This is a genomic window from Nocardiopsis sp. iso_186, assembly GCF_056173365.1.
Map to the genome: position 1 here is coordinate 1,332,554 of NZ_CM149670.1, position 22,346 is coordinate 1,354,899.

Here is a 22,346-nt window from a genome sequence, read left to right on the forward strand (position 1 = left end):
AGCGATCACGTACAGACACAGAACATCGCAAAAGTACGACCCGACGGGAGTTGATCGATTTCACGCGGTTTTTCGCGACCCGAAGGAAAATAGGGTGGCGGTGACCAGGTCCGACCAAGCAAACTGATTGCGGGACGTTACTCGGCGGGAACCACCCACGGGAGGTCCGTGTGGCAACGCGAAGAGCACCGGTCGTCTGGCCGGTCCATAGGGAGGTCTCCTGGCTTGCCGACAGGCACGCCGGGGATGAGACACGGGTCGTCGGCTCGCCGGCGACCCGGAGACTGACGTGAGCGCCAGGCGCGGTACGGAGGGCGGCACAGCCAGCCGTCACGTGCTGCTGCTCAATGCCAGCTACGAACCACTGACGACCGTCCCGCTGCGCCGGGCGATTCTGCTGGTGCTGAGGGAAAAGGCCGAGGTCGTCCACGGCGATACCGCGGGGGCCATGCTGCATTCGGCCACCACGGCGTTGTCGGTGCCCTCGGTGATTCGACTGCATCGCTATATCCGGGTGCCCTACCGGCGCAGAGTACCGCTCACCCGGGTGGCACTGATGCGGCGCGACGGCCACCACTGCGCTTACTGCGAGAAGCGGGCCGAGACGATCGACCACGTCATTCCGCGTAGCAGGGGAGGCGCACATGTCTGGGAGAACGTCGTCGCCTCCTGCCGTGCGTGCAACCACAGAAAAGCCGACCGCCTCCTGGACGAACTCGGCTGGGAGCTGAACGTGACCCCCACGGTTCCCCGGGGAATGCACTGGAGGCTCATCAACGGCGAGCACCACGGCGACCCCCAATGGGCCCCTTACATGGCCAGAGCAGCGGCCTGACCGCCAGCGCCCGGGTTCGGGTCAGGGTCCCACCCCGACCCCGGGACGCGTAGCGCCCCCCCCCGAACGACCGATGGTCGTCCACGCCGTCCCCGTATCCTTGCTCCATGCCTCGTTATGACTACCGCTGCCGCGCATGCGGCGAGACTTTTGAACTGTCCCGCCCCATGGCGCAGTCCGGCGATCCCGCCACCTGCCCGCAGGGGCATCCCGACACCGTCAAACTGCTGTCCACCGTTGGGGTGGGCGGGGTCGCCCAGGCTCCGTCGGCCTCCGGCGGCGGATGCTGCGGGGGTGGCTGCTGCGGGTGAGCGCGTCCCGACCCGGGCCGGGGAACACGCACCGGTTCCGACCGCGGGGCCGGGGCGTGTGCCCCGGCCGCACCTCGTCGGGTGTCAGGGGCGGGGCGCTTCGACCTGGCTGACGTCGCGGGCGGCCCCGGTCGAGGCGGAGGTCGCCATCGCGGCGTAGGCGCGCAGAGCAGCGGTCACGGTGCGCTGACGATCGCGGGGACGAAAGCCTCCCAGTTCCTTGCCCAGGCGCTCACGGCGCTCGTTGAGCTCCTCCTCGGAGACCTCCAGCACGATCCCGCGGTTGGGGATGTCGATGGTGATCACGTCGCCGTCCTCGACCAGGGCGATGTCGCCGCCCGCCGCCGCCTCGGGGGAGACGTGTCCGATGGAGAGCCCCGAGGTGCCCCCGGAGAAGCGCCCGTCGGTGATCAGTGCGCAGGCCTTGCCCAGCCCACGGCCCTTGAGGAAGCTCGTGGGGTAGAGCATCTCCTGCATACCGGGGCCGCCCTTGGGGCCCTCGTAGCGGATGACGACGACGTCACCGGCTCCGACCCGCTTGTTGAGGATGCCGTCCACGGCGTCGTCCTGGCTCTCGAACACCCTGGCCGGGCCGCTGAAGGTCCACAGCTCCTCCTCCACGCCCGCGGTCTTGACGATCGCGCCGGCGGGGGCGAGGTTGCCGGTGAGTACCGCGAGGCCGCCGTCCTTGGTGTAGGCGTGCTCGACCGAGCGGATGCATCCTTCCTCGCGGTCGTAGTCCAGCGTGTCCCAGAGCACCGACTGGGAGTATGCCTTGGTGGTCCGTTTGCCGCCCGGCGCCGCGTGGAACAGCTCCACGGCCTCGGGGAGCACCGTCGGGGAAGCGATGTCCCACTTGGCGATGAACTCGCCGATGCTCGTACCGTGCACGGTGGGCCGGCTGGTGTCCAGCAGCCCGCCGCGGGCCAGTTCGCCCAGGATGGACGGGATTCCGCCGGCTCGGTGCACGTCCTCGATGTGGTACTTCTCGGTGTTGGGAGCCACCTTGCACAGGCACGGGACCTTGCGCGACAGTGCGTCGATCTCCTCCAGGCCGAAGCCCACCTTCGCCTCGGTGGCCGCGGCGAGCAGGTGCAGGATGGTGTTGGTCAACCCGCCCATGGCCACGTCCAGGGCCATCGCGTTGCCGAATGCCTCGGGGGTGGCGATGGACAGCGGCAGGACCGAGGAGTCGTCCTCCTCGTAGTAGCGCTTGGCCGCCTCCACCACCAGACGTCCGGCGTCCTCGTAGAGACGCTTGCGGGCGACGTGGGTGGCCAGGACCGTACCGTTTCCGGGCAGCGCCAGGCCGATCGCCTCGGTGAGGCAGTTCATCGAGTTGGCGGTGAACATGCCGGAGCAGGAGCCGCAGGTGGGGCAGGCGGCCTCTTCCATCTCGTCCAGTTCTGCCTGGGAGACGTTCTCGTCGGCCGCCGCGATCATCGGGTTGATCAGGTCGAGCTTGCGCACGGTGGTGGCAGAGCCGTTGACGACGGTGACCTTGCCGGCCTCCATCGGGCCGCCGGAGACGAACACGGTGGGGATGTTGAGGCGCAGTGCTGCCAGCAGCATGCCCGGGGTGATCTTGTCGCAGTTGGAGACGCACACCAGTGCGTCGGCGCAGTGCGCACTGACCATGTACTCCACGGCGTCTGCGATCAGTTCGCGACTGGGCAGGGAGTACAGCATTCCGCTGTGGCCCATCGCGATACCGTCGTCCACGGCGATCGTGTTGAATTCGCGGGGCACGCCGCCGGCTTCCTTGACCGCACGCGCGACCACGTCGGCGACCTCGCGCAGGTGCACGTGGCCGGGCACGAACTCGGTGAAGCTGTTGGCGATGGCCACGATGGGCTTGCCGAAGTCCTCACGTTCGACGCCGGTGGCGCGCATGAGTGCGCGGGCACCGACCATGTTCCTGCCGTGGGTGACCGTGCGTGAGCGAAGCGCGGGCATGTGATGTGCTCCCGTCGAGAAGAACCGGGACCAGCGGCGAGATCACCAGTGACGCCCGGCAGAGATCTGCGCGGACGGAGCCTCTTCGACTGGTCTCCCGCCGTGGGATCGGGGCTTACGTTGTGGTTCTCCTGATGGTAGCCCCCATGGTCGAGTGCTCGTGTCTCGATCTGGAAGATCAAAAGTCCGAATAATGAGACGGGGCGGCGCGTGCGCCGCCCCGGGATTTTTTTCGGAAGGTGGGTCGGTCGGAGTGGATGGGGACGAACGTCAGTAACGGGGCGGAAGTACGCGTTGGGCCGCCGTGTAGATCTCGTCGATCTCCCGTTCGCTGAGTCGGTCCTTTCCGCTGCGCAGCCACTTGCGCACCTTGGTACCGGTGATGATGTCCACGCCGCGAAGCCGGTGGCTGTCCCACGGCATGGTGGGCCCGTAGATCGCCAATGACGCGCGAACCTTGATCTCGCGGCCCAACTCCTTGCTGATGAGCCGTTCCGCGTTGCGCGCCTCGGCGAGTGCCTCGTCGATGCGCTCGTTCTTGGAGAACCGCCCGTGATAGAGCTTCTCCAGCTTGTTGCGCAACGGAAGACGCTTGTCCCAGGACTCGGAGTCGATTGCGAACGCGCCGCGCCGGCCCACGATGAAGTGGTCGATCTGGCCGTTGCCGTCCTGGATGCCACGGGCGTGCAGGGTGCGGTAGCCGAACCGCTGCATCATCTTGAGCTGTGCCTCGGTGCGGCGCTGCGCTGCTGAGGGCTTGCGCCATTGCGGCACTTCCGACTGCCGTCGGGAGGAGTGCACAGCCATGGCGACCAGCACCGCGACCGCTGCCGTGGCACCGATCCGCCAGTCCGAGACGACGAGGCCGATGAGTGTGCCGGCCGCGGCGCAGGAAAACCCGCGAATCAGCCAGCGTCGAGCGACTCCGGGCCGGAGCAGGGCTCGGTAGGTCGAGCGGGCGGCGTCCTTGGGGTCCTTCGACCGACCGTTTCCGGAGTGGGCGATGAAGGGCGACGTTGACGACCGGGAGGACCGACTGCCCTTGTCGGCGCTCTGGTCCGTGCTCTGCTGGGTGCTTGTTGCCGATTCCACAAATCTGAGCGTAGTTCGTTTTCCTGCGCCCTCCTAGTCCATCGAAACTCACACTTTTATTCCCTGTGCGAGAGCCACCAGGGGGTGTCCGGAGGCGGCCACGTGGGAACGAACGCTCTTATCGCCTTCTCCGGAAAACCCTGAGCCATCGCCGAGTCGCGGTCGGCCGCCGTTTTCCCTAGTCTCGGCGGTCGTGAGCGAAATTCATGACTTCACCGCAGTCGAGCAGGCCGAGCTGATCAGCCGCCGGGAACTCTCCCCGGTGGAGATCACCGACCACTACCTCGACCGCATCGACCGACTGAACCACGAGGTCGGAGCCTTTATTACGGTTGCTCCGGAACTCGCTCGGGAGCAGGCGCTAACCGCCGAAAAACGGGTGCTCTCCGACACGCCGGAACTCCTGCCTCCCCTGCTCGGGGTGTCCGTTCCGCTCAAGGACCTCGACATGGTCGCCGGGATGACGTGCACCTGGGGGTCGGCGCTGTTCACCGAGCACGTCCCCGAGCTCGACGAGGCGTTCGTCGCCGAGCTCAGGTTGGCCGGAGCCGTCTTCACCGGCAAGACGAACACCCCCGAGTTCGGTGCGTCCTGCTATACCGAGAACGACATCGCCCCACCCGCTCGCACTCCGTGGGATCTCACCCGCTCGGCGGGCGGCTCCAGCGGGGGCGCGGCAGCGGCGGTCGCCGCAGGTCTGGCCCCCCTCGCCCAGGGCAGCGACGGAGGCGGCTCCATCCGCATTCCCGCCAGCGCCTGCGGTCTCTTCGGGATCAAACCCAGTCGCGGTCGGGTCAGTGCCGCTCCTGCCCGTCCGGACCTGATCGGCCTGTCGGCCACCGGTCCGCTGGCCCGCACCGTTGCCGACGCGGCCCTGCTACTGGACGTCATCGCGATCAGCCGGCCGGGCGACTACTACTCCGCGCCTCCACTGCCCGAAGGGGACAGCTTCCTGGCCCACACGGGACGGGCGCCGGGCCGGCTGCGTATCGCCCGCTTCGCGGCACCGAACGTCGAAGGAGCGACGGTCCACCCCGATGTCCTCGTCGCCTACGAGAACGCCGCGCTGCTGCTCGCCGACCTGGGCCACGACCTGGAGGAGATCGACCATCCCTTCGACGCCGGCCTTCTCGACCACTTCGAGGTCGTGTGGACGGTACTGGCGGCCCGAACGCCTGTCGCCCCCTCCGACGAGTCCGGGCTGCGCCCGCTCACCCGCTGGTTGCGGGAGAAGGGGCGATCGGTGTCCGCCACGGAGTACCTCGACGCCACCACCCGATTGCAATCGGCCAACCGTGCGGCACTGTCGGCGATGGCTCCCTACGACGCGGTCCTCACCCCCACGCTGGGGCTTCCCCCGGTCCCCATCGGGCATTTCGACGCCGATGGCGACCCCCGCGCCGAGTTCGCCCGCATGACGGAATTCACCCCGTTCACCAGCATGTTCAACATTTCCGGACAGCCCGCTGTCAGCGTTCCCCTGCACACGGGTCCCGAGGGCCTGCCCATCGGGATCCAGCTCGCCGGACGCATCGGCGGGGAAGGGACCCTGATCTCCCTGTCGGCCCAGTTGGAGTCGGCCCGCCCCTGGAGCGACCGCAAGCCCGAGATCTGGTTCCGCTGACCCCCGGAGGGAAACCGGCCGCCGCGGATCACCCGACAGGCGTGGGAACGGTGGTCGGCTGCGGTCTGGCGCCGGGAACCCACAGGGTGAGTACCGCCGCCGACAGTGACAGGGCCGCGCCGCCGGCAACCCCGGCCGCGATACCGCCCAGATCGATCAGCCAGCCGGTCATCGGAGCGGCGATCGCGACGCCGGTGGTCACTCCGGTGTTCATCCAGCCGAAGGCTTCGGCCCGGCGGTTGTCGGGCGCGACGTCGCCGAGGCGCTCGGTGACCGCGGCAAGGGTCGGAGCGACCGCAAGTCCCGCCACGAACAGCATCGGGGCGATCAGCCACGGAGTGGGAAGTTCCAGAATCGGCGGCAGCAGCGGGATCAGCAGCGCGACGCCCGCTGCCGCCGCGAACGCCCTTCGCGACACCCGAGGTGCGCCGGGCAGGCCCCCGGCGACCAGGCCGCCCACCAGCGAGCCCAGCGCCCAGATCGCAGCCAGGGCGCCCGCGTAGCCGGGGGTGCCCAACTCCCGGGCCCACGCGACGATCACCAGATCGACGGCCGCGAGACCACCGACCAGCATCATGCACACGACCACCAGTAGGGCGAGCGGTCCGATGGTCAACAGGGACCGGCGCGCCCCCTCGTTCGCCCCCGTTTCGACGGCGGGGGTGCGGGTCAGCCCCGCCACGCGCAGCATCATCGCGAACCCGAGCGCCCCGATCAGGGAAATGACGGCCAGCATGACCAGCGCCGCCCGTCCTCCTGACAGGCCCACCACGGCCGCGGTCAGCACGGGGCCCACCACGAACAGCACTTCCTGGAAGGTCGCCTCCATCGAGTACATCGCCTTCCGGTTCCGGCCGCTGGTCAGCCGGGGCCACAACGCTCGTCCGATCTGGCCGGCAGGTGGAAGGAACAGACCTGTCACCAGGGACAGCGGCAGCGAGATCCACCACAGCGCCGCGGGCAACAGCGTGATCAGCAGCAGTCCACCGCTGTAGACGACCCCGCACACCACCATGATCCGATCGGCGCGTCCCCGGTCCGCCATTCGGCCGCGGATCGGCCCGGCAAGGGCGGTCCCCACGGTCAACGCGCCGCTGACCAGGCCGGCCAAGGCATAGGAACCGGTCCAGTCGGCAACCAGGAAGGTGATGGCGATCGGCAGCCCTGCGACCTGGAGCCGGGCGATCAGTGACCAGATGAAGAGTCCGGGGAGGTGGGGGATGGAAAACAGCGGACGATAGGACTTCAGCATTCGCTCAGTATGGCTGGCCGAAGCGACCATTTATTGACATTTTGACCAGTGGGAATGCGCCCACGGCCGGTTTCGCCCGGGTTCGGTCCTGCCCGCTCGAACCGGATCGTCGGCCTACCGGCGCACGCCTCCCGATTAAGGCATCATCGGGTGCTGTGAGCGATGCTGAGTTGATCCGCCTGGCAGAGGAACACGGGGTCTCGACGAGTTACGTGGATTGGAAGGGCGCACACGTCAAGGTCCCCCCGTCCACGCTCCGCCACGTCCTGGGAGCTCTTGGTCTGGACGTGCGCGACCCCCGAGCGGCACTGGAGGCGCACTGGGAGCACCAGTCCAAGCGGCTGCTCCCCGCCGCCGTCGTGGGTCGGCAGGGTCGGGCACCCGACCTGCGACTCCCCGACGGCGCGCGGACCTGGGTCGAACTCGCGGGCGGTGACTGGGCGGAGCCCGGCACGAGCCTGCCCCTGGGGGTGCATCTACTGCACGTCGAGCACGGCGACCGCCGTGAGCGTGCCCCCATCCTGGTCGCCCCCAACCGGCTGGCCGGTGCGCAGGCCGGCGCCCCCGTCCGCCAACTGGGGCTCATGGCACAGCTCTACTCGGTCCGTTCGCGTGCCTCCTGGGGCATCGGCGACCTCCGCGACCTCGCGGAGCTCTCCGACTGGGCCGCCCGCGACCTCGGAGCGTCCTTCACCCTCATCAACCCGATCCACGCCACCGAGCCGGTGGCGCCCCTGGAGCCCTCTCCCTACCTTCCGGTCGGCCGTCGTTACGCCAGCGCCCTCTACATCCGCATCGAGGACGTTCCCGAGTACGCCGGCCTCACCCCGGCCCAGCGCGAACAGGTCCAGGCCCTCGCAGCGGGACCGCGTGACCGGTCCCGGGGCTCGGAACTGCTCGACCGCGACTCCGTCTGGACCGCGAAACGGGCCGCGCTGGAAATCCTCCATCGGGTCCGCCGCACTCCCGAGCGGGAAACCGCGCTGCGCGCCTACCTGGATCGGGAGGGATCGGACCTGGTGGAGTACGCGACCTGGTGCGCCTTGGCCGAGGAACACGGTTTCGACTACCGGAGCTGGCCCGAACCCTTGCGCGACGTGCGCGGATCGGTGGTGGGCGCGGAGGCTCTGCACCGGTGGGGCACCGTGGACTTCCATCGCTGGGTGCAGTGGGTCCTCGACGAGCAGCTCGCCGCGGCCCAGGCCAGCGCCCGCGCCGCGGGGATGGGCACCGGTATCGTGCACGACCTCGCAGTGGGAGTACAGGGCGGCGGTTCCGACGCCTGGATGTACGGCGACGTCCTCACCCCCGGAATCCAGGTGGGCGCGCCCCCGGACGCGTTCAATCAGCAGGGGCAGGGGTGGGGCCAGCCCCCGTGGCACCCCATCCGCCTCGCCGAAGAGGGGTATCTGCCCTTCGTCTCCCAGATGCGTCAGGTGATGCGGCACGCCGGTGGAGTCCGGGTTGACCACGTGATGGGACTGTTCCGGTTGTGGTGGGTTCCCGAGGGGGCCTCGCCGGCCGAAGGGGCCTATGTTCGCTACGACCACGAGGGCATGGTCGGTGCACTCCTCCTCGCGGCCCACGAGTCCGGTGCGCTGGTCGTCGGGGAGGACCTGGGGACCGTCGAGCCCTGGGTGCGCGACCACCTGAGCGAGCGCGGGGTGCTGGGAACGTCGGTGCTGTGGTTCGAGCGCGACTCCTCCGGAGAGCCGCGTCGTCCCGAGACCTGGCGAACCGACTGCCTGGCCACCGTAGCCACACATGACCTGCCCCCGGTGGCCTCCTACATCGCCGCCGAGCATGTCAACCTGCGCAACCGGCTCGGCCTGCTCACCCGGCCGGCCGAAGAGGAGCGCGCCGACGCCGAGTCCCAGGTCGCCGAGTGGTGCGCACTGCTGGTCGGACTCGGCCTGTTGGACGCATCCGTCGATCCGGTCGCCGACCCCGCCGCCGTGGTCAAGGCCCTGCACGCCTACCTCGGCCGTACCCCCTCGTCCATGGTCGGCGTCGCGCTCACCGACCTGGTCGGCGACCGCCGTATGCAGAACCAGCCCGGGACCAGCACGGAGTACCCCAACTGGCGGATCCCCCTCACCGACGCAGAGGGGAGGCCCGTTCTGCTCGACGAACTCATCGCAGATCCGGTCCTCACCCAGGAGATCCGCGGACTCCTGGGGCCGCTGGCCAGCCCGGAACCGCCTTCGCGGTGAACGGGCGGCGGCCGCCGCCTCCACCAGCAGGGAGACGGCGGCCGCCGAGGGGTGCCTAGGCGCCTGCTTCGGCGTCCTTGGACCGGGCGTGCAGCGCACGCTCCACACCGGCCCTTCCCTCCAGCAGGAGGCGACGCAGTGCCGGAGCCGGGTTCTCCGTCTCGAGGTAGACGTCGGTACGGTCCAACGTCTCCTTCTCGACCAAATAGCTCGGGTAGGCGACCTCGGCGAAGGTCTGCGCGAACTCGCCGGTCCATTTCTCCCACGCCTCTTTGAGCAGGGCGAAGTACTTCTCGGTGTACTCGCGGAGCAGTTCGGCGTGCGCGGGCTCGATGAACCCGCCCAGGGTGGAACGGAACTCGGCGTTGGCCAGGTCCCCACCGGTCATGCGCTCCCAGGCAAGGGCTTTGGCCTCGGGGGTGGGAATCGCCGCCCGGCACCCCGCGGCCGCACGGGCACCGGTGGCGGTCGCGTCCCGTTCCAGCTCCGCGGCGATCTCGGTCTCGTCCGCTGCGCCGGCCGCCACCAGACGGCGCAGCAGGGTCCAGCGCAGGTCCGTGTCGATCTCCAGGCCGTCCACGGCGATCGCGCCGTCGAACAGGCCCTGTAGCAGGGACAGGTGCTCCGGGGAGCGCGCGGAGTCGGCGAAGCCGTGCGCGTAGGCCAACTGGAGGTCGCTGCCGGCCTCCGCGGTGCTGAGCAGGTCGCGCAGTCGTGCTGCCAACAGGTCGAAGCCTTCCGCGCGCCACGCGGGGTCGGCGTAGTTGATCAGGGCGCCCAGCGCCTGACGCTGGAGGGTCTGGACAACGGCGACGTCGCCGACCCCGCCCAAACCGGAGACGACCAGTCGCACGTAGTCGCGCGCGGCCATCTCCCCGTCCCGGGTCATGTCCCAGGCGGCGGAGAAGGCCAGGGCCCGGGGCAGGGACTCGGAGATCTCCCCGGCGCCGTTGACGACCGTCTGCAGACTGCGCTCGTCCAGGCGCAGTTTGATGAAGGTGAGGTCGTCGTCGTTGATCAGCACCAGGTCCGGCTGGGCTTTGCCGACCAGCTCCGCCACCGCGGTGCGCTCGCCGGTGACGTCCAGTTCCACCCGTTCCCGGCGCACGATGCCGTTGTCGGTGCGGTCGTACAGGCCGATGGCCAGGCGGTGCGAGCGCAGCGTCGGGTAGTCGGCCGCGGCCTCCTGGAAGACGGCGAAGGACGTGAAGTTGCCCTCCCCGTCCACCTCGAACTCCGGGCGCATGGTGTTCACGCCCGCGGTCTCCAACCATTCGCGTGACCACAGGGAGAGGTCGCGTCCTGATGCGTGCTCCAACTGGCGCAGCAAGTCGGAGAGTTCGGTGTTGCCCCAGGCGTGCTCGGCGAAGTAGGCCCGCACGCCGGCGAAGAAGGCGTTGACCCCGACGTAGGCGACCAGCTGCTTGAGCACCGAGGCGCCCTTGGCGTAGGTGATGCCGTCGAAGTTGACCTCGACCGCCTGCATGTCGGGGATGTCGGCGGCGATGGGGTGGGTGGAGGGCAGCTGGTCCTGGCGCAGCGCCCACGCCTTCTCCACGTTGGCGAACGTGGTCCAGGCGTCCTTCCACTTGGTGGCCTCGGCCTGGCAGTAGACGCTCGCGTAGGTCGCGAACGACTCGTTCAACCACAGGTCGTCCCACCAGCGCATCGTGACCAGGTCGCCGAACCACATGTGCGCCATCTCGTGCAGGATCGTCTCGGCGCGGCGCTCGTAGCGCGCGTCGGTGACCCGCGACCGGAAGACGTAGTCCTCCAGGAAGGTGACGGCACCGGCGTTCTCCATGGCCCCGGCGTTGAACTCGGGCACGAACAGCTGGTCGTACTTCCCGAAGGGGTAGCGCACGCCGAACAGGCCGTGGAAGAAGTCGAAGCCCTGGCGCGTGACGTCCAGGATGGCATCGGCGTCCAGGTACTCGGCCAACGAGGCGCGGCAGTAGAGCCCCAGAGGGATGCCGTCGTGCTCGTCCCGCACCACGTGATAGGGGCCCGCGATCAGCGCGGTGATGTAGGTGGACATGCGCGGGGTCGCCGGGAAGTGCCAGCGGACGGCCTCCGAACCCTCGACGGGTTCGCGGGAGGCGTCGGGCGCGCTGTTGGAGACGACCTCGTACTCGGCGGGAGCCAGCACCGTCAGCTCGAAGGACGCCTTCAGGTCGGGCTGGTCGAAGCAGGCGTACATCCGGTGCGCGTCGGCCGTCTCGAACTGGCTGTACAGGTAGGTGCTGCCGTCCACCGGGTTGACGAACCGGTGCAGTCCTTCGCCGGTACGCATGTAGGCGGCGTCGGCCACGACACGGAGTTCGTTGTCGGCCTGCAGGGACGGAAGGGCGATCCGCTCTCCGTCGAACACGTCGGCCGGGGCCAGCGCGGTCCCGTTCAGTTCGATCTCGCGCACCGTGGGAGCGGTCAGGTCCACGAAAGTCGCGGCCCCCGTCTCGGTGCTGCTGAAGCGGATCACGGTCGTGGAACTGAAGGTCTGGTCGCCCGAGGTCAGATCGAGCTGTACGTCATAGGAGTCAACGCTAAGAATCCGAGCCCGTTCCCGAGCCTCGTCACGTGTCAGGTTGCCTGCCACGGCCCACTCCCTTCGCGGCCGCCGTTCCCGCCGGCCGTTTTGATGACCGCCGTCACGCCCCGCAGGTCTGTGTGGGGGTGACGACCTGGCTGATTGCTGTTGACGATCCTGCCATTAGTGGCGCTGGAATGCGGAACCCTTCGCCGTGGTTGCCGAACGTAGGGGTGGTACGGGTTCCTCTGGGCGTCCCGGACCGCTGGAGCAAGGCGAATTTGAGGAGAACGACCATGGCCGAGGAACACGTACCCGCTGACCTTTGGTTCGATCCGCTGTGCCCTTGGGCGTGGATGACCTCCCGTTGGCTGCTCGAAGTGGAGAAGGTCCGTCCGGTGCAGCCTCGCTGGCACGTCATGAGCCTGGCGGTGCTCAACGAGGACAAGGACGTCCCCGAGGACTACCGGAAGCTGCTCAAGGAGGAGGCGTGGTGGGGGGTCCGAGTGGCCATCGCCGCTGAACAGCGCCTCGGCAACGAGGTGCTCGGCCCGTTCTACACGGCACTCGGCACCCGTTTCCACACCCGTGGCGAGTCGCGCGGCCTGGAGACGATCGCGGCGGCGTTGGCCGATTCCGGCCTGCCCGCCGACCTGATCGAGGCGGCCGAGAGCACTGACTACGATGAGGCTCTGCGCGAGTCGCACCATGACGGGATGGACCGGGTGGGCCAAGAGGTCGGAACCCCGGTCATCTCGGTCGAGGGCGTCTCGTTCTTCGGCCCGGTCGTGTCACCGGCCCCCAAGGGCGAGGCCGCGGGCAAGCTCTGGGACGGCGTGCTCCTGGTTGCGGCGACCGACGGGTTCTTCGAGCTGAAGCGCAGCCGCACCCGCGACCCCATCTTCGACTAGAGCCGTACACGGCCCGGAGGTTCCTGCACCCATGAGTGGACCCGACGACGAGCGCTGGGTGGTCTTCGACGACCACGACCTGCTCCCCGACACCACCGCTGACGAGCGCGGTGAGTCGTGGGGCGAGGCCGGTGACGAGCGATCGCGTCTTGAGGAGATGCTGCGCGACGTTCCACCGCACTGGGGATAGGCGTCCCCGGCCGACCCGCCCCCGATCAGGGGCGGAGCCGGATCCATGTGAAAATAGGGCCAGAGTTGTGCCCGTTCCCTCCAAGGTGGTTTGAGTTGAGCCAGGTGTCTGAGTCCAAGGCCGGTCCGCTGAGCAAGGACGTCATGGCCATCGTGTTGTACAACGTGATCGCCATCGTCTCCCTGGTCCTCTTCGCAGCGATGGGGCTCGGTATCTTCCAGGCGGCGGTCGGTTTCTAGCCGTTCGCCACGACGCCCGGCAACCCGTTCGACGGGCTGCCGGGCGTCGGCGTATCCGCCCCCGGGCCGTGGGCGCGGTCATGACCTGCAAGACTGGCACCGTGCGTGTTTACATTGGATCTGACCATGCCGGCTACGAACTGAAGGAGCACCTCGTCTCCTGGCTCAAGGACCAGGGACACGAGGTGATCGACGCCGGGCCTCTCGCCTATGACGCCCTGGACGACTATCCGCCGTTCGTGTTGCGTGCCGCGGAGGGGGTCGCGACCGATCCCGGTTCGCTGGGCGTCGTCATCGGCGGTTCCGGCAACGGTGAGCAGATCGCAGCCAACAAGGTGAAGGGCGTGCGTTCGGCCCTGGCCTGGAGCGTCGAGACCGCCGCACTGGCCCGCGAGCACAACGACGCCAACGTGATCAGCATCGGTGCGCGGATGCACTCCCAGGCCGAGGCCACGGGGTTCGTCGAGGTGTTCCTGACGACGCCCTACAGCGGGGAGGGGCGGCACACCCGCCGGATCGACATGCTGTCGAACTACGAGCAGACCGGCGAGTTGCCCCCGCTGCCGTAACTCTTCCTGTTTTCTGTCGGCCGCCCGCCGTTGGGGGCCTGCGTCGTCGGTGCGACGACAGCAGAGGCCCGCTCCGGCGGGTTTCTGCTCAGAAGATGACCGAGCAGTTCGGTACCGATGCGGTGGTCAGGGCGGTCAACAGCTCCGCTACCGATCCTGGGCGGTGCTCGGTCACCAGTCCGGCCGCCGAGTAGGAACTGAGGCGCTCCCCTCCGGCGTAGGCCGAGCTCAGCGTACTCACCGAGAGCGTGAGGTCCGCCGGCTCGGTGGTGCCCTCGCACAGTGCGGCCCCCGGTCCGCCCGACAGCCGCCACCGTCCCGCGTTCCACGGACACACGGGATCGGTGACCTCGATGACGGTCTCCACCGCAGCCGCGTAGGAGCGCTCGGAGAGCGCTCGGGGGACGTCCACCAGCCGCATCCACAAGCCGGTGTCCAACGTCATGCGGGCCCGGTTGCGGTCGGCCAGCATATACAGGAGGGAGTCGTCGCTGGGGCGCAGTTCTGCGCGCACCGAACGAACCAGGTCACGGTTGAGGAGGAACTCCCACAGCATGGCGTAGGCCGCGGGTGCGGTTGCCTGCAGCTCCACGATGCCCAGCAGCGAGTCGGCGACGCCGAAGTCGTCCCACTGCTGTTTGACCCGGTACAGGGCGTAGCCCAAGGGGCCCGCGCCATCCTCGACCAGCACGCATTTGTGGCCGCTGTAGCCGCCCCGGTCCTCTTCCGGATCGCGTAGCACCCGGTCCCACCAGCGCTCGTCACGGGAGAATTCCCCGATCCGGTTGGCAGCGGACGCCTGGTGGGCCACCGCCAGTTCTTTGCGGATCTCGCGGGGTTCGACCATGCGCAGGCGCAGGGCGGGGTCGCGCGGGACGTCCGGGCGCAAGGCGCCCTCGCCCCCACGGACGGTGATCGTGCCGCTGAGCGCGGCCAGACCGTATCCGAACCGTCCGTAGATGCCACCCTCTGAGGCGAAGAGGGCCGCCACGGCCTCGACCCCGCGTTCGTGAATGTCGTGCAACTGACGGCGCATCAGGGCGCTGAGCACTCCGCGACGGCGGTGGGTGGGCAGTACCCCGACACAGGTGACGCCGGCGACCGGGCGGATCCCGCCGGGCAGTGTCATCTGGAAGGAGTAGGCGCCAGTCGTGCCGATGAGCTGTGCTCCGTCGAACGCGGCCAGCGTGCGGTCGATCTCGGTGTTGGTGCGGTGCCGGGCGATCCGCTCCTCGTCGATGGAGGAGCTGAGCAGCGCCTCGCTGCAGACCTTGGAGAAATCGGTGAACTCGGATTCGGTGACAGGGCGGATCGGCCATGCCTCCGCGGCTCCTGAGCGGGCCGCCTCTCGCGAAATGGGCATGCCTCTGTCACTACCAGTGCTGCGGTTGCGTACGCCACTGATTTTCGGTCGCCCGCCCAGCCGGATGCTGTCGTGTCCCGCCCGTGGCGCACGGGGCGACCGTACTCCGATGAGCATCGAGTTCGGTTACATTTCTGGTTCGGGAACGGTCAGGTCCAGTGATCTGTGGCCAAAACACGGGTAGGCACCGTTGCCGGCCTGACGCTGGGGTGATTCTGGGCCCATACTGGACCATGAGTAGTTCTGCGGATTTTTCGGGCTGTCCGCTCGGCAATTATCGGTTGCCCCGTTATTCGGTCGATGAGGAAGTGCATCCGTGGTGCGAGGTGCTCGGCCTGGTTTCGCACGCTACAGTTCGGCAGCGATGAGCACTCCTCCGACTGCCCGACTCCTCCGCCATGCCCGTTCGCTGGCCCAGCGCGTTGTCGCCGTGCTCAGACGCAAAGTGCTGTTTCGTTATCGCCTGGTGCTGATCACGCTCGTGATGCTCGCGGTCGGCGTCGGCGTCGGAGCGGTCTGGGGTCCCACCGGCTGGTTCCCGCCCAGTGCGGTGATCCTCACGGTGCTGGCGGGAGGTTTGCTGCTCAAGCGCAAGAGCCTCGCCTTCCTGCTCGTGGTGGTCGCCGCGGTCCTGCTCTTCACGGCCTTCGCGCTCGACTTCGGCCAGGTCGGCCCCGGTCTGCTGGTCACGATCGGTGTTACCGCGGTACTCGCCTACCTCCTCGCCGGTGTGCGCGAACGCCTGGGCGTGCAGGGGCTCAGCGGGGAGAAGATGCTACTGGAACTGCGCGACCGGCTGGTCGCGCAGGGACGGTTGCCCGCAATGCCCCCGGGCTGGGGGTCAACCGCGATCCTCCAGCAGGCCGGCGGATCCTCCTTCGGGGGCGACTTCGTGGTCTCCATGCGCAAGGGCGACCGCCTCGACGTCGCCGTCGTCAACGTGTCCGGCAAAGGCGTGGACGCGGGAACCCGCGCACTCCTGCTCTCCGGAGCATTCGGCAGTCTCGTCGGCGCGGTTCCTCCAGGACAGTTCCTGTCCCACTGCAACGACTACCTCATGCGTACCGCTATGGGCGAAGGCTTCGTCACCTCGGTGCACGTGTCCATCGACCTCGGCACCGGTGACTATTCCATCGCTTCGGCCGGCCATCCGCCGGCCGCCCAGTTCGACAGTTCCACCGGCGGTTGGACGACCACCGATGCCAAGGGCGTCGTGCTCGGGGTGATCCCCGAGATGAGCTACACACCCGTCCACGGCAGGTTGCGGCCGGGTGACGCCATCATGCTCTACACCGACGGTCTGATCGAGACCCCCGGTGAAGACCTCGACGCCGGGGTTGACCGGCTCCTGGGCGCGGCGCAATCCTTGGTCGCCGACGGCTTCGGCCCGGGGGCCAAGGGCATCGTGGACACTCTGAGCAAGGACAAGAACGACGACTGCGCCCTCGTGGTGATCTGGCGGTCCTGAGCAGCCGGCCCTGCTCCCAGGCTCCGGAAAGCGCCGCGGTCCTGTCGCACCGGTAGGGTCGGGATGTTCTCCGGTCGGGTGGGCCGGGCCTTTCCTGCTGCGGCCGCACGCCACGCCCAACGCCGGCCCGGACCCCTGCCGAAACAACCGCGGGGGAGTCTTCCGGCCGCGCCCGCCCCGTACCCACAGAACACCCGAACGGCATCCGCCGGTCCCCCCATGGTCCGGCGGCGCGCGATGACGAGGGGGTGCTCGCCCATGAACGACGACGAGACGGTCGAACTGGCCGACCTGGTCCGGGACAACGACCTGATGGGGATCCGGCTGTGGCTGGCCGAGCATCCGCCCTACGCGATCGCCGACGAGCTGGTCCGTATGGACCACAACCAAGCGATCGTGCCGTTTCGCCTGCTGGACAAGGACCGCGAACTGGAGGTCTTCGAGGAACTGGACCTCCCCCAGCAGCAGGCCATCCTCATGGGACTGCGTGACGGAGCCTTCCGCGAGCTGCTGGAGGAAATGGACCCCGACGACCGTGCCCGGCTGATCGGGGAGGTCCCCGCCAAGATCGCCACGCGCGCACTGGCCGGACTCAGCCCGTCCGAGCGCAGGATGACCGCCGCTCTGCTTGGCTACCCCGAAGGATCCGTCGGGCGTTACATGACCCCCGAGACGGTCCTTCTGCACCGCGACCTCACGGTCGGCCGGGCGCTGGAGGTGGTCCGGGCCAAAGGCGCCGACGCCGAGACCGTCTACACCCTCCCGGTGGTGGACGGTGGCCGGCGGCTCGCCGGTATGGTCCAGCTCAGCGACTTGGTCACCAGTGATCAGGACACACTCCTCAAGGACCTGGTGGACGTCTTCGCCCCCAGAGTCAGGGCGACCGAGCCCGCCGAGGGCGCGGCCCGTCTCATGCAGGAGGCCAACCTGGTCGCGCTGCCCGTAGTTGACTCCGAGGAGCGTTTCGTCGGCCTGCTGACCTTCGACGACGCCCTCGAACTGATCGAGGCTGCCGACTCCGAGGACATCGCGCGCCAGTCCGGTGCCAGTCCGGTCAACACCCATTACGTGGCGGTCGGGGTGCTGCGCCTGGCCCGTGCCCGTTCGGTCTGGCTGTTGCTGCTCATCGTGGCCTCGACCCTGACCGTCAACGTCATGCAGGGGTTCGAGGCGACCCTTGAGCAAGTAACCGCCCTGGCGCTCTTCGTGCCCATGCTCACCGGTACCGGAGGCAACGTCGGCTCGCAGTCGGCCACCGCCATCGTGCGAGCCCTGGCAGTGGGGGAGGTCCGCCTCCGCGACCTCCCCAAGGTCGCCTGGAAGGAATCCAGGGTCGGTTTCCTGCTGGGGCTCATGCTGGCCGCGGTGGCACTGGTCATCGGCTCCTTCCTCGTGGGGCCGGAAATCGCCGTGGCGGTGGCAGCCTCGGTCGTGGTCATCTGCACCTGGGCGGCCGTCATCGGCAGCACCATGCCGCTGCTGGCGCGCCGGGTCGGCGTGGACCCGGCCGTGGTCTCCGCCCCGCTCGTGTTGACCCTGGTGGATGCGACCGGCCTGCTCATCTACTTCACGATCGCCCGAGCGGTCCTGGGGATCTGACCCACACAGGGCAGAGGCGTTAACGGTGCTCAGGCGGGGTATGCCGTGCCAGGACACGGAAATTGTTTCGCGCCAGACACGGGGGTAGTGACGATGGCCGGTTTCGGAGACGCCTTCGACAAGATCAAGAAGGCCGCCAGCGAGCACGGGGACAAGGTGAGCGGCGGTCTCGACAAGGCCGCCGACTTCGCCAAGCAGAAGACCGGCGGCAAGTACGACGACCAGATCACCAAGGCGACGGACAGCGCGACCGATTACCTCAAGAGGCAGAACAAGAACAATGCCGGACGGCCGGACGCCCCTGCCCGCGGTGACGACCCCAGCCGGGAGGACGGCCCGCACCGGGGAGACGGTCCGGCCCGCGGTGACGGACCCGTCCGCTGATTTCACGCCGGTGGCTTCGGCCGGTAGCGGCCGAAGCCACCATCGGCTGACCACAGACGCTTCGGACGACTTCGCAGATCCATGGATATGCGGGAAAAATCCTGCCGCTGATCTGCGGGGTTCTTCTTCGGGCGAGGGCGGTGCATCGGCTCCTCCGCATAGTGGAGGGCCGCACGGGCAGCGAAGAAGGTGACTGCGAACGCCACTGAGGGAGTGACTGCGATGTCTACTGTTGACCGCCTTCTTGCCCGAGCCCGGCGCGCCATCAACGGCTCTGGTCGTACGACCCGACCCGCACGCCCGGGCCCCGCGTCCCGCACCACCCGCGGCCCCCGCCGTACGACCGGCGGCGGTGAACTGGGTCGCCTCACGCGCAAGCTGCGCGGCATGACCCGCTCCAGGAAGGGCGGCCCCCGACTCTAGCCGCTGGTATTCCACCGGCCGGTGTGCCCGGACCCCGTACGGGGTCCGGGCACACCGCGTCTGCGGTGCCGACAAGCGGGATGATGGGGCCATGCCCCGCGATCCTCTTCCCCCGCCCGCACGCCTGCCCGTACTGCTCGCCCGGTTGCGCCTTCCCCTCATGTGGTCGGGGACGCTTCTGCTCGCTTTCGGCGGGTTCGCCGGAGTGTCCTGGTGGGTACGCGGTCCCGTCTTCCTCGTCGGTCTGGCCGTCTACCTGCGGTTGGGGCTTGTACGCGGCACGCCCCGGGTGGTCGAGCCGCCGGTTCGCGGGAGATGGACGGCACTGGCCAGTCCTGCCGACCGGGTCCCCAGCCAGGGAATGCATGCCTACGGGCAGAGCTACGCGCTGGCACTGCTGGCCGATCCGGCCGACAGCACCAGGCCCGACATCGGCTGGCGTCCGCTCAGTCGCGCGCCCGAGGAGTTTCCCGGGTTCGGTGCTCCGGTGTACGCCCCGGTCGAGGGGGTCGTGGTTCGTGCCGTTGACCACATGCGCGACCATCGCAGCCGGACGTCCTGGCCGTGGCTGTTCGCAATGGTCGTGGAGACGGCAGTGCGCGAACTGGGCGGGACGAGCGGGCTCTTGGGCAACCATGTGGTGATCGACCTGGGCGACGGCGCTTTTGCGATGCTCGCCCACCTGCGCCGTGGCTCCCTCCGCGTGCGGGAAGGGGACCGGGTGAGTGTGGGGCAGGAGGTCGCGGCATGTGGGAACTCGGGTAGTTCGCCCGAGCCGCAGGTGCACTTCCAACTGATGGACCACCCGCGCGCCTGGCTGGCAGCCGGGCTGCCGTTTCGCTGGCCTTCGGCAGCAGCGACCCCGCTGAGCGGCGGGGACCTCCCCGAGACCTGGGTGCCCTTCGACGTTGGTGACCCCGAGTCGCGCGGCTACGGTGTGGGGGAGACGGGCAGAGCGAACGCAGCAGGGGGAGGTTGATCGAATTGACTTCGGGGGGACAACCGTGCCGGCTCGTGGTGTGTCGCGGATGCTGCTGCGGTCGGAAGAAGAAGCGTCCCGGTGTTGACCACAAAGGACAGCTGGCCAGGCTCAGTGAACTGCGCGACCATGAGGGGCGCGACGTGCCGGTCCGGGTCAGCAAGTGCCTGGGCATCTGTTTCAAGGCCAACGTGGTGGTCGTGCAACCCTCCTCGACCGGACGTGCTGCGGGCGGGCGGCCGGTCTGGCTCGGCGATTTCACCGAGGAGAAACTGATCGGTGAGCTCGACGATTGGGTGTTCGAGGGAGGGCCGGGCATCGCTCCCCTGCCGGAACTACTCGAACCCCACATCACCAGCAAGGATGCCAAGAAGCCCAAGAAAGCGAAGAAAGAGAAGAAGATCAAGGCCGCGAAGAAGGCCAAACAGGAGAAGGCGGAGCCGGGCGTGGCATCGGGCAAGGACAAGGACGAGAAGCCCAAGAAGGGCAAGGTGGCGGCGAAGGCCGCCAAGAAAGCGGGACAGAAGTCCAAGAAGGCCAAGGCCGCTGCCAAGGCCGCCAAGAAACTGGCGGCCAAGAAGTAGTCGTACGGCGTGAGCGGCTGTTCCTCCGTGATCGGTGTCGAACAGGCGGGACACCAGGCGGGTGGCAACCCCGCGGTAGAGGCCGCCCGGAGCGCCCGGACGAAGAGAACGAGGGGGTTCTCCCGTCGTCGGGCTGCGACGGCACCACCACGGCCGGGGAGCGGAACCGAGCGTTGCGGACGGAAGTCCGCGTGCTGCGGTCGCGCTTCCCCCGGACGCCGAAAGACGCCCGGCCGGGACCTTTGAGCCGAGCGTCCTTTCTAGTCCTTCTCGTCACCACATGTCGATGACCGTATGCCGCGACAGCCCCATGGGTTCGCCGGCGGCCGGTGCGGGGCCTTGCCGGCCCTGGACAACATGCGGGGCAGACAACCTCGCTAGCGGTTCGAGCCCTTGAGGGTGCCGGTGGTGTCACCGGCGGGGTCAACGACGAAGCACAGGATCTCGCGGTCGTCCAACTGGTCCCAGGACTGCTCGACCGGGTACAGGTAGGTCAGGTCGAGCTCGGACTCGTCGTAGTTCGTCCCCACGAAGGTCTCGAACTCCTCGCGGCAGTCGGTGTCGGCCTGCTCAAGGATGGCGTCCTCGCCGGGGTAGTCACCGTCGGGAACCATGAAGCTGGCGTACACCTCGGAACTGTGCGGCTCGGAGCACTCCACGGTCTCCACGCTGGAGACCTCGCCCTCACCGGTCTCCTCGGGGATGCAGTCGCCCACCGAGAGCTCGAAGACGTCGCCGCCGATGAGCCCGTTCAACACGCCGCAACCCGACAGCGCCAGGGCGCCCGCGGCCAGTGCGGCGGTCCCCGTGATGCGGCGCACGCGAGTCCGGAATGTTCCGTTAGTCATTAAATCTCCATTTTTCGGGGGAATGCGAAGCTTAAAGATAGCGGCAGCCGGGGACAGTGGCACGCTCATTTCGGCGAAGCTCCCGTTGTGGCCGCCTCGGCGTTCCTCCAGTTCGGGGGCCAGTTGCCGTTTTTCTATGAGTCTGGCCGGATCTATGAAGTTCCCAACTTCCGATCTCTTTTCGGTCACGAAGCGAGTTTTTTGCCCAAAGGTACAGTGATTGCCGCCTGCGCTAAATCTTTGCATCTTGCGCAAGTTTGCATCGTATGTAATGATCGGCCGGTGGCTGATTCGACCCAAATGGGGTTGCGCGAGCGTAAGAAGCGCCAGACGCGCAGGGAACTTCAGCGCCAGGCCCTGCGGCTCGTCGTCGAACAGGGGATCGAGCGCGTCACCGTTGAAGAGATCGCTGCGGCGGCCAACGTGTCGCCGCGGACATTCTTCAACTACTTCCCCTCCAAGGAGGAAGCGGTCCTCGGGGAAGGGCCGCCCATTCCCGAGGGGGAGACCCGAGCCGTCTTCGTGTCCGGCGGCCCAACCGGTGAACTGTTCGAAGACCTCAAGATCTGCCTGGTGACACCGCTCGACGAGTACTCGCCCTCCCTGGAGGAGGTCCACCTGCGCAAGCAGCTGCTGAGCGGCGAGCCCCAGTTGCTCCCCAAGTTCATGGCCGGCTTCGCGGCAATGGAGCGGGCGCTCGCGGAGGCCATAGCCGAACGAATCGGCGACGATCCCGTCAACCTCCGGCCACAACTACTGGCCGCCATCGGCGCCGCGGCGATGCGTTTCTCGATGCGTCGTTGGGTATCAGGCGAGCACGAGCGCTCTGACCTGCAGACAGTTCTCGCCGAAACCTTCAGTGAACTGAAGAAGGAGTTCACCGGGACCTGAGGATCCCCGTGTCTGCCGCCGAGCCGGTCCCGCGTTCAACGCGGACGGTTCCACCACCGTTTTGCGACCGTGCCCAGAGGCAGGCCGC

Annotated in this window: 21 protein-coding genes; 15 read left to right on the forward strand and 6 right to left on the reverse strand. The window is 68.2% G+C overall.

Annotated elements, in window-relative coordinates; all coding sequences use genetic code 11:
• Positions 1-334: 334 nt before the first annotated feature.
• Positions 335-835: an HNH endonuclease gene (locus tag AC0VYP_RS06015; protein WP_285759561.1), complete on the forward strand. Its 501-nt coding sequence runs from the start codon at positions 335-337 to the stop codon at positions 833-835.
• Between the two features lie 107 nt (positions 836-942).
• Positions 943-1,146 (forward strand): FmdB family zinc ribbon protein, encoded by a 204-nt coding sequence (locus tag AC0VYP_RS06020; RefSeq protein WP_285759237.1) that lies wholly within the window; start codon positions 943-945, stop codon positions 1,144-1,146.
• A gap of 84 nt (positions 1,147-1,230) precedes the next feature.
• Here the strand turns inward: AC0VYP_RS06020 and ilvD are convergent, their stop codons facing one another.
• Positions 1,231-3,102, reverse strand: a complete 1,872-nt coding sequence (gene ilvD / locus AC0VYP_RS06025; RefSeq protein ID WP_475472931.1) for a dihydroxy-acid dehydratase — start codon at positions 3,100-3,102, stop codon at positions 1,231-1,233.
• 270 nt (positions 3,103-3,372) lie between these two features.
• A complete protein-coding gene (locus tag AC0VYP_RS06030; protein WP_432707472.1) occupies positions 3,373-4,107 on the reverse strand; it encodes a nuclease-related domain-containing protein in 735 nt (244 codons plus the stop codon).
• 280 nt (positions 4,108-4,387) lie between these two features.
• Here AC0VYP_RS06030 and AC0VYP_RS06035 point away from each other — a divergent pair, with 280 nt between their 5' ends.
• Entirely contained in the window at positions 4,388-5,818 is a 1,431-nt protein-coding gene (locus AC0VYP_RS06035) for an amidase (protein WP_475472933.1), read from the forward strand.
• Positions 5,819-5,846: 28 nt separating this feature from the next.
• Here AC0VYP_RS06035 and AC0VYP_RS06040 read toward each other — a convergent pair whose 3' ends face one another.
• The gene (locus tag AC0VYP_RS06040; RefSeq protein ID WP_475472934.1) at positions 5,847-7,070 is read right to left on the reverse strand and encodes an MFS transporter; all 1,224 of its coding nucleotides are present in this window, start codon (positions 7,068-7,070) and stop codon (positions 5,847-5,849) included.
• A 155-nt stretch (positions 7,071-7,225) separates the two neighbouring features.
• Between AC0VYP_RS06040 and malQ the strand changes: the two genes are divergently transcribed.
• On the forward strand, positions 7,226-9,283 hold the full coding sequence (gene malQ, locus AC0VYP_RS06045; RefSeq protein WP_475472936.1) for a 4-alpha-glucanotransferase: 2,058 nt from the start codon (positions 7,226-7,228) through the stop codon (positions 9,281-9,283).
• 55 nt (positions 9,284-9,338) lie between these two features.
• On the opposite strand, the gene pepN is transcribed toward malQ, so the two are convergent.
• Complete coding sequence (pepN, locus tag AC0VYP_RS06050; protein ID WP_475472938.1) at positions 9,339-11,879, reverse strand: aminopeptidase N; 2,541 nt, start codon at positions 11,877-11,879, stop codon at positions 9,339-9,341.
• Positions 11,880-12,106: 227 nt separating this feature from the next.
• On the opposite strand from pepN, the gene AC0VYP_RS06055 reads away from it, so the two are divergent.
• The 4 genes from AC0VYP_RS06055 (at position 12,107) to AC0VYP_RS06070 (ending at position 13,719) form a co-directional block, all read left to right on the forward strand.
• Positions 12,107-12,721, forward strand: a complete 615-nt coding sequence (locus tag AC0VYP_RS06055; protein ID WP_285759245.1) for a mycothiol-dependent nitroreductase Rv2466c family protein — start codon at positions 12,107-12,109, stop codon at positions 12,719-12,721.
• 31 nt (positions 12,722-12,752) lie between these two features.
• The gene (locus AC0VYP_RS06060; protein ID WP_285759246.1) at positions 12,753-12,911 is read left to right on the forward strand and encodes a hypothetical protein; all 159 of its coding nucleotides are present in this window, start codon (positions 12,753-12,755) and stop codon (positions 12,909-12,911) included.
• 95 nt (positions 12,912-13,006) lie between these two features.
• Positions 13,007-13,150, forward strand: a complete 144-nt coding sequence (locus AC0VYP_RS06065) for a hypothetical protein (RefSeq protein ID WP_285759247.1) — start codon at positions 13,007-13,009, stop codon at positions 13,148-13,150.
• Positions 13,151-13,251: 101 nt separating this feature from the next.
• Complete coding sequence (locus AC0VYP_RS06070; RefSeq protein WP_285759248.1) at positions 13,252-13,719, forward strand: ribose-5-phosphate isomerase; 468 nt, start codon at positions 13,252-13,254, stop codon at positions 13,717-13,719.
• Between the two features lie 88 nt (positions 13,720-13,807).
• On the opposite strand, the gene AC0VYP_RS06075 is transcribed toward AC0VYP_RS06070, so the two are convergent.
• Positions 13,808-15,082: a GNAT family N-acetyltransferase gene (locus tag AC0VYP_RS06075; protein ID WP_475472941.1), complete on the reverse strand. Its 1,275-nt coding sequence runs from the start codon at positions 15,080-15,082 to the stop codon at positions 13,808-13,810.
• A gap of 364 nt (positions 15,083-15,446) precedes the next feature.
• Here AC0VYP_RS06075 and AC0VYP_RS06080 point away from each other — a divergent pair, with 364 nt between their 5' ends.
• The 6 genes from AC0VYP_RS06080 (at position 15,447) to AC0VYP_RS06105 (ending at position 20,519) form a co-directional block, all read left to right on the forward strand.
• Positions 15,447-16,550 carry a PP2C family protein-serine/threonine phosphatase gene (locus AC0VYP_RS06080; protein WP_475472943.1) on the forward strand — a complete coding sequence of 368 codons (1,104 nt, stop codon included), beginning with the start codon at positions 15,447-15,449 and terminating at the stop codon, positions 16,548-16,550.
• Between the two features lie 258 nt (positions 16,551-16,808).
• A complete protein-coding gene (gene mgtE / locus AC0VYP_RS06085; RefSeq protein WP_475472945.1) occupies positions 16,809-18,149 on the forward strand; it encodes a magnesium transporter in 1,341 nt (446 codons plus the stop codon).
• 93 nt (positions 18,150-18,242) lie between these two features.
• The gene (locus AC0VYP_RS06090; protein WP_285759254.1) at positions 18,243-18,533 is read left to right on the forward strand and encodes an antitoxin; all 291 of its coding nucleotides are present in this window, start codon (positions 18,243-18,245) and stop codon (positions 18,531-18,533) included.
• A 222-nt stretch (positions 18,534-18,755) separates the two neighbouring features.
• Positions 18,756-18,956 carry a hypothetical protein gene (locus AC0VYP_RS06095; protein ID WP_285759256.1) on the forward strand — a complete coding sequence of 67 codons (201 nt, stop codon included), beginning with the start codon at positions 18,756-18,758 and terminating at the stop codon, positions 18,954-18,956.
• Positions 18,957-19,047: 91 nt separating this feature from the next.
• Entirely contained in the window at positions 19,048-19,935 is an 888-nt protein-coding gene (locus AC0VYP_RS06100; protein WP_285759258.1) for a M23 family metallopeptidase, read from the forward strand.
• A 5-nt stretch (positions 19,936-19,940) separates the two neighbouring features.
• Positions 19,941-20,519 carry a (2Fe-2S) ferredoxin domain-containing protein gene (locus tag AC0VYP_RS06105; protein ID WP_475472948.1) on the forward strand — a complete coding sequence of 193 codons (579 nt, stop codon included), beginning with the start codon at positions 19,941-19,943 and terminating at the stop codon, positions 20,517-20,519.
• A 377-nt stretch (positions 20,520-20,896) separates the two neighbouring features.
• On the opposite strand, the gene AC0VYP_RS06110 is transcribed toward AC0VYP_RS06105, so the two are convergent.
• Entirely contained in the window at positions 20,897-21,367 is a 471-nt protein-coding gene (locus AC0VYP_RS06110; protein ID WP_285759261.1) for a septum formation family protein, read from the reverse strand.
• 282 nt (positions 21,368-21,649) lie between these two features.
• Between AC0VYP_RS06110 and AC0VYP_RS06115 the strand changes: the two genes are divergently transcribed.
• On the forward strand, positions 21,650-22,258 hold the full coding sequence (locus tag AC0VYP_RS06115; RefSeq protein WP_285759262.1) for an acyl-CoA-like ligand-binding transcription factor: 609 nt from the start codon (positions 21,650-21,652) through the stop codon (positions 22,256-22,258).
• Positions 22,259-22,346 lie beyond the last annotated feature (88 nt).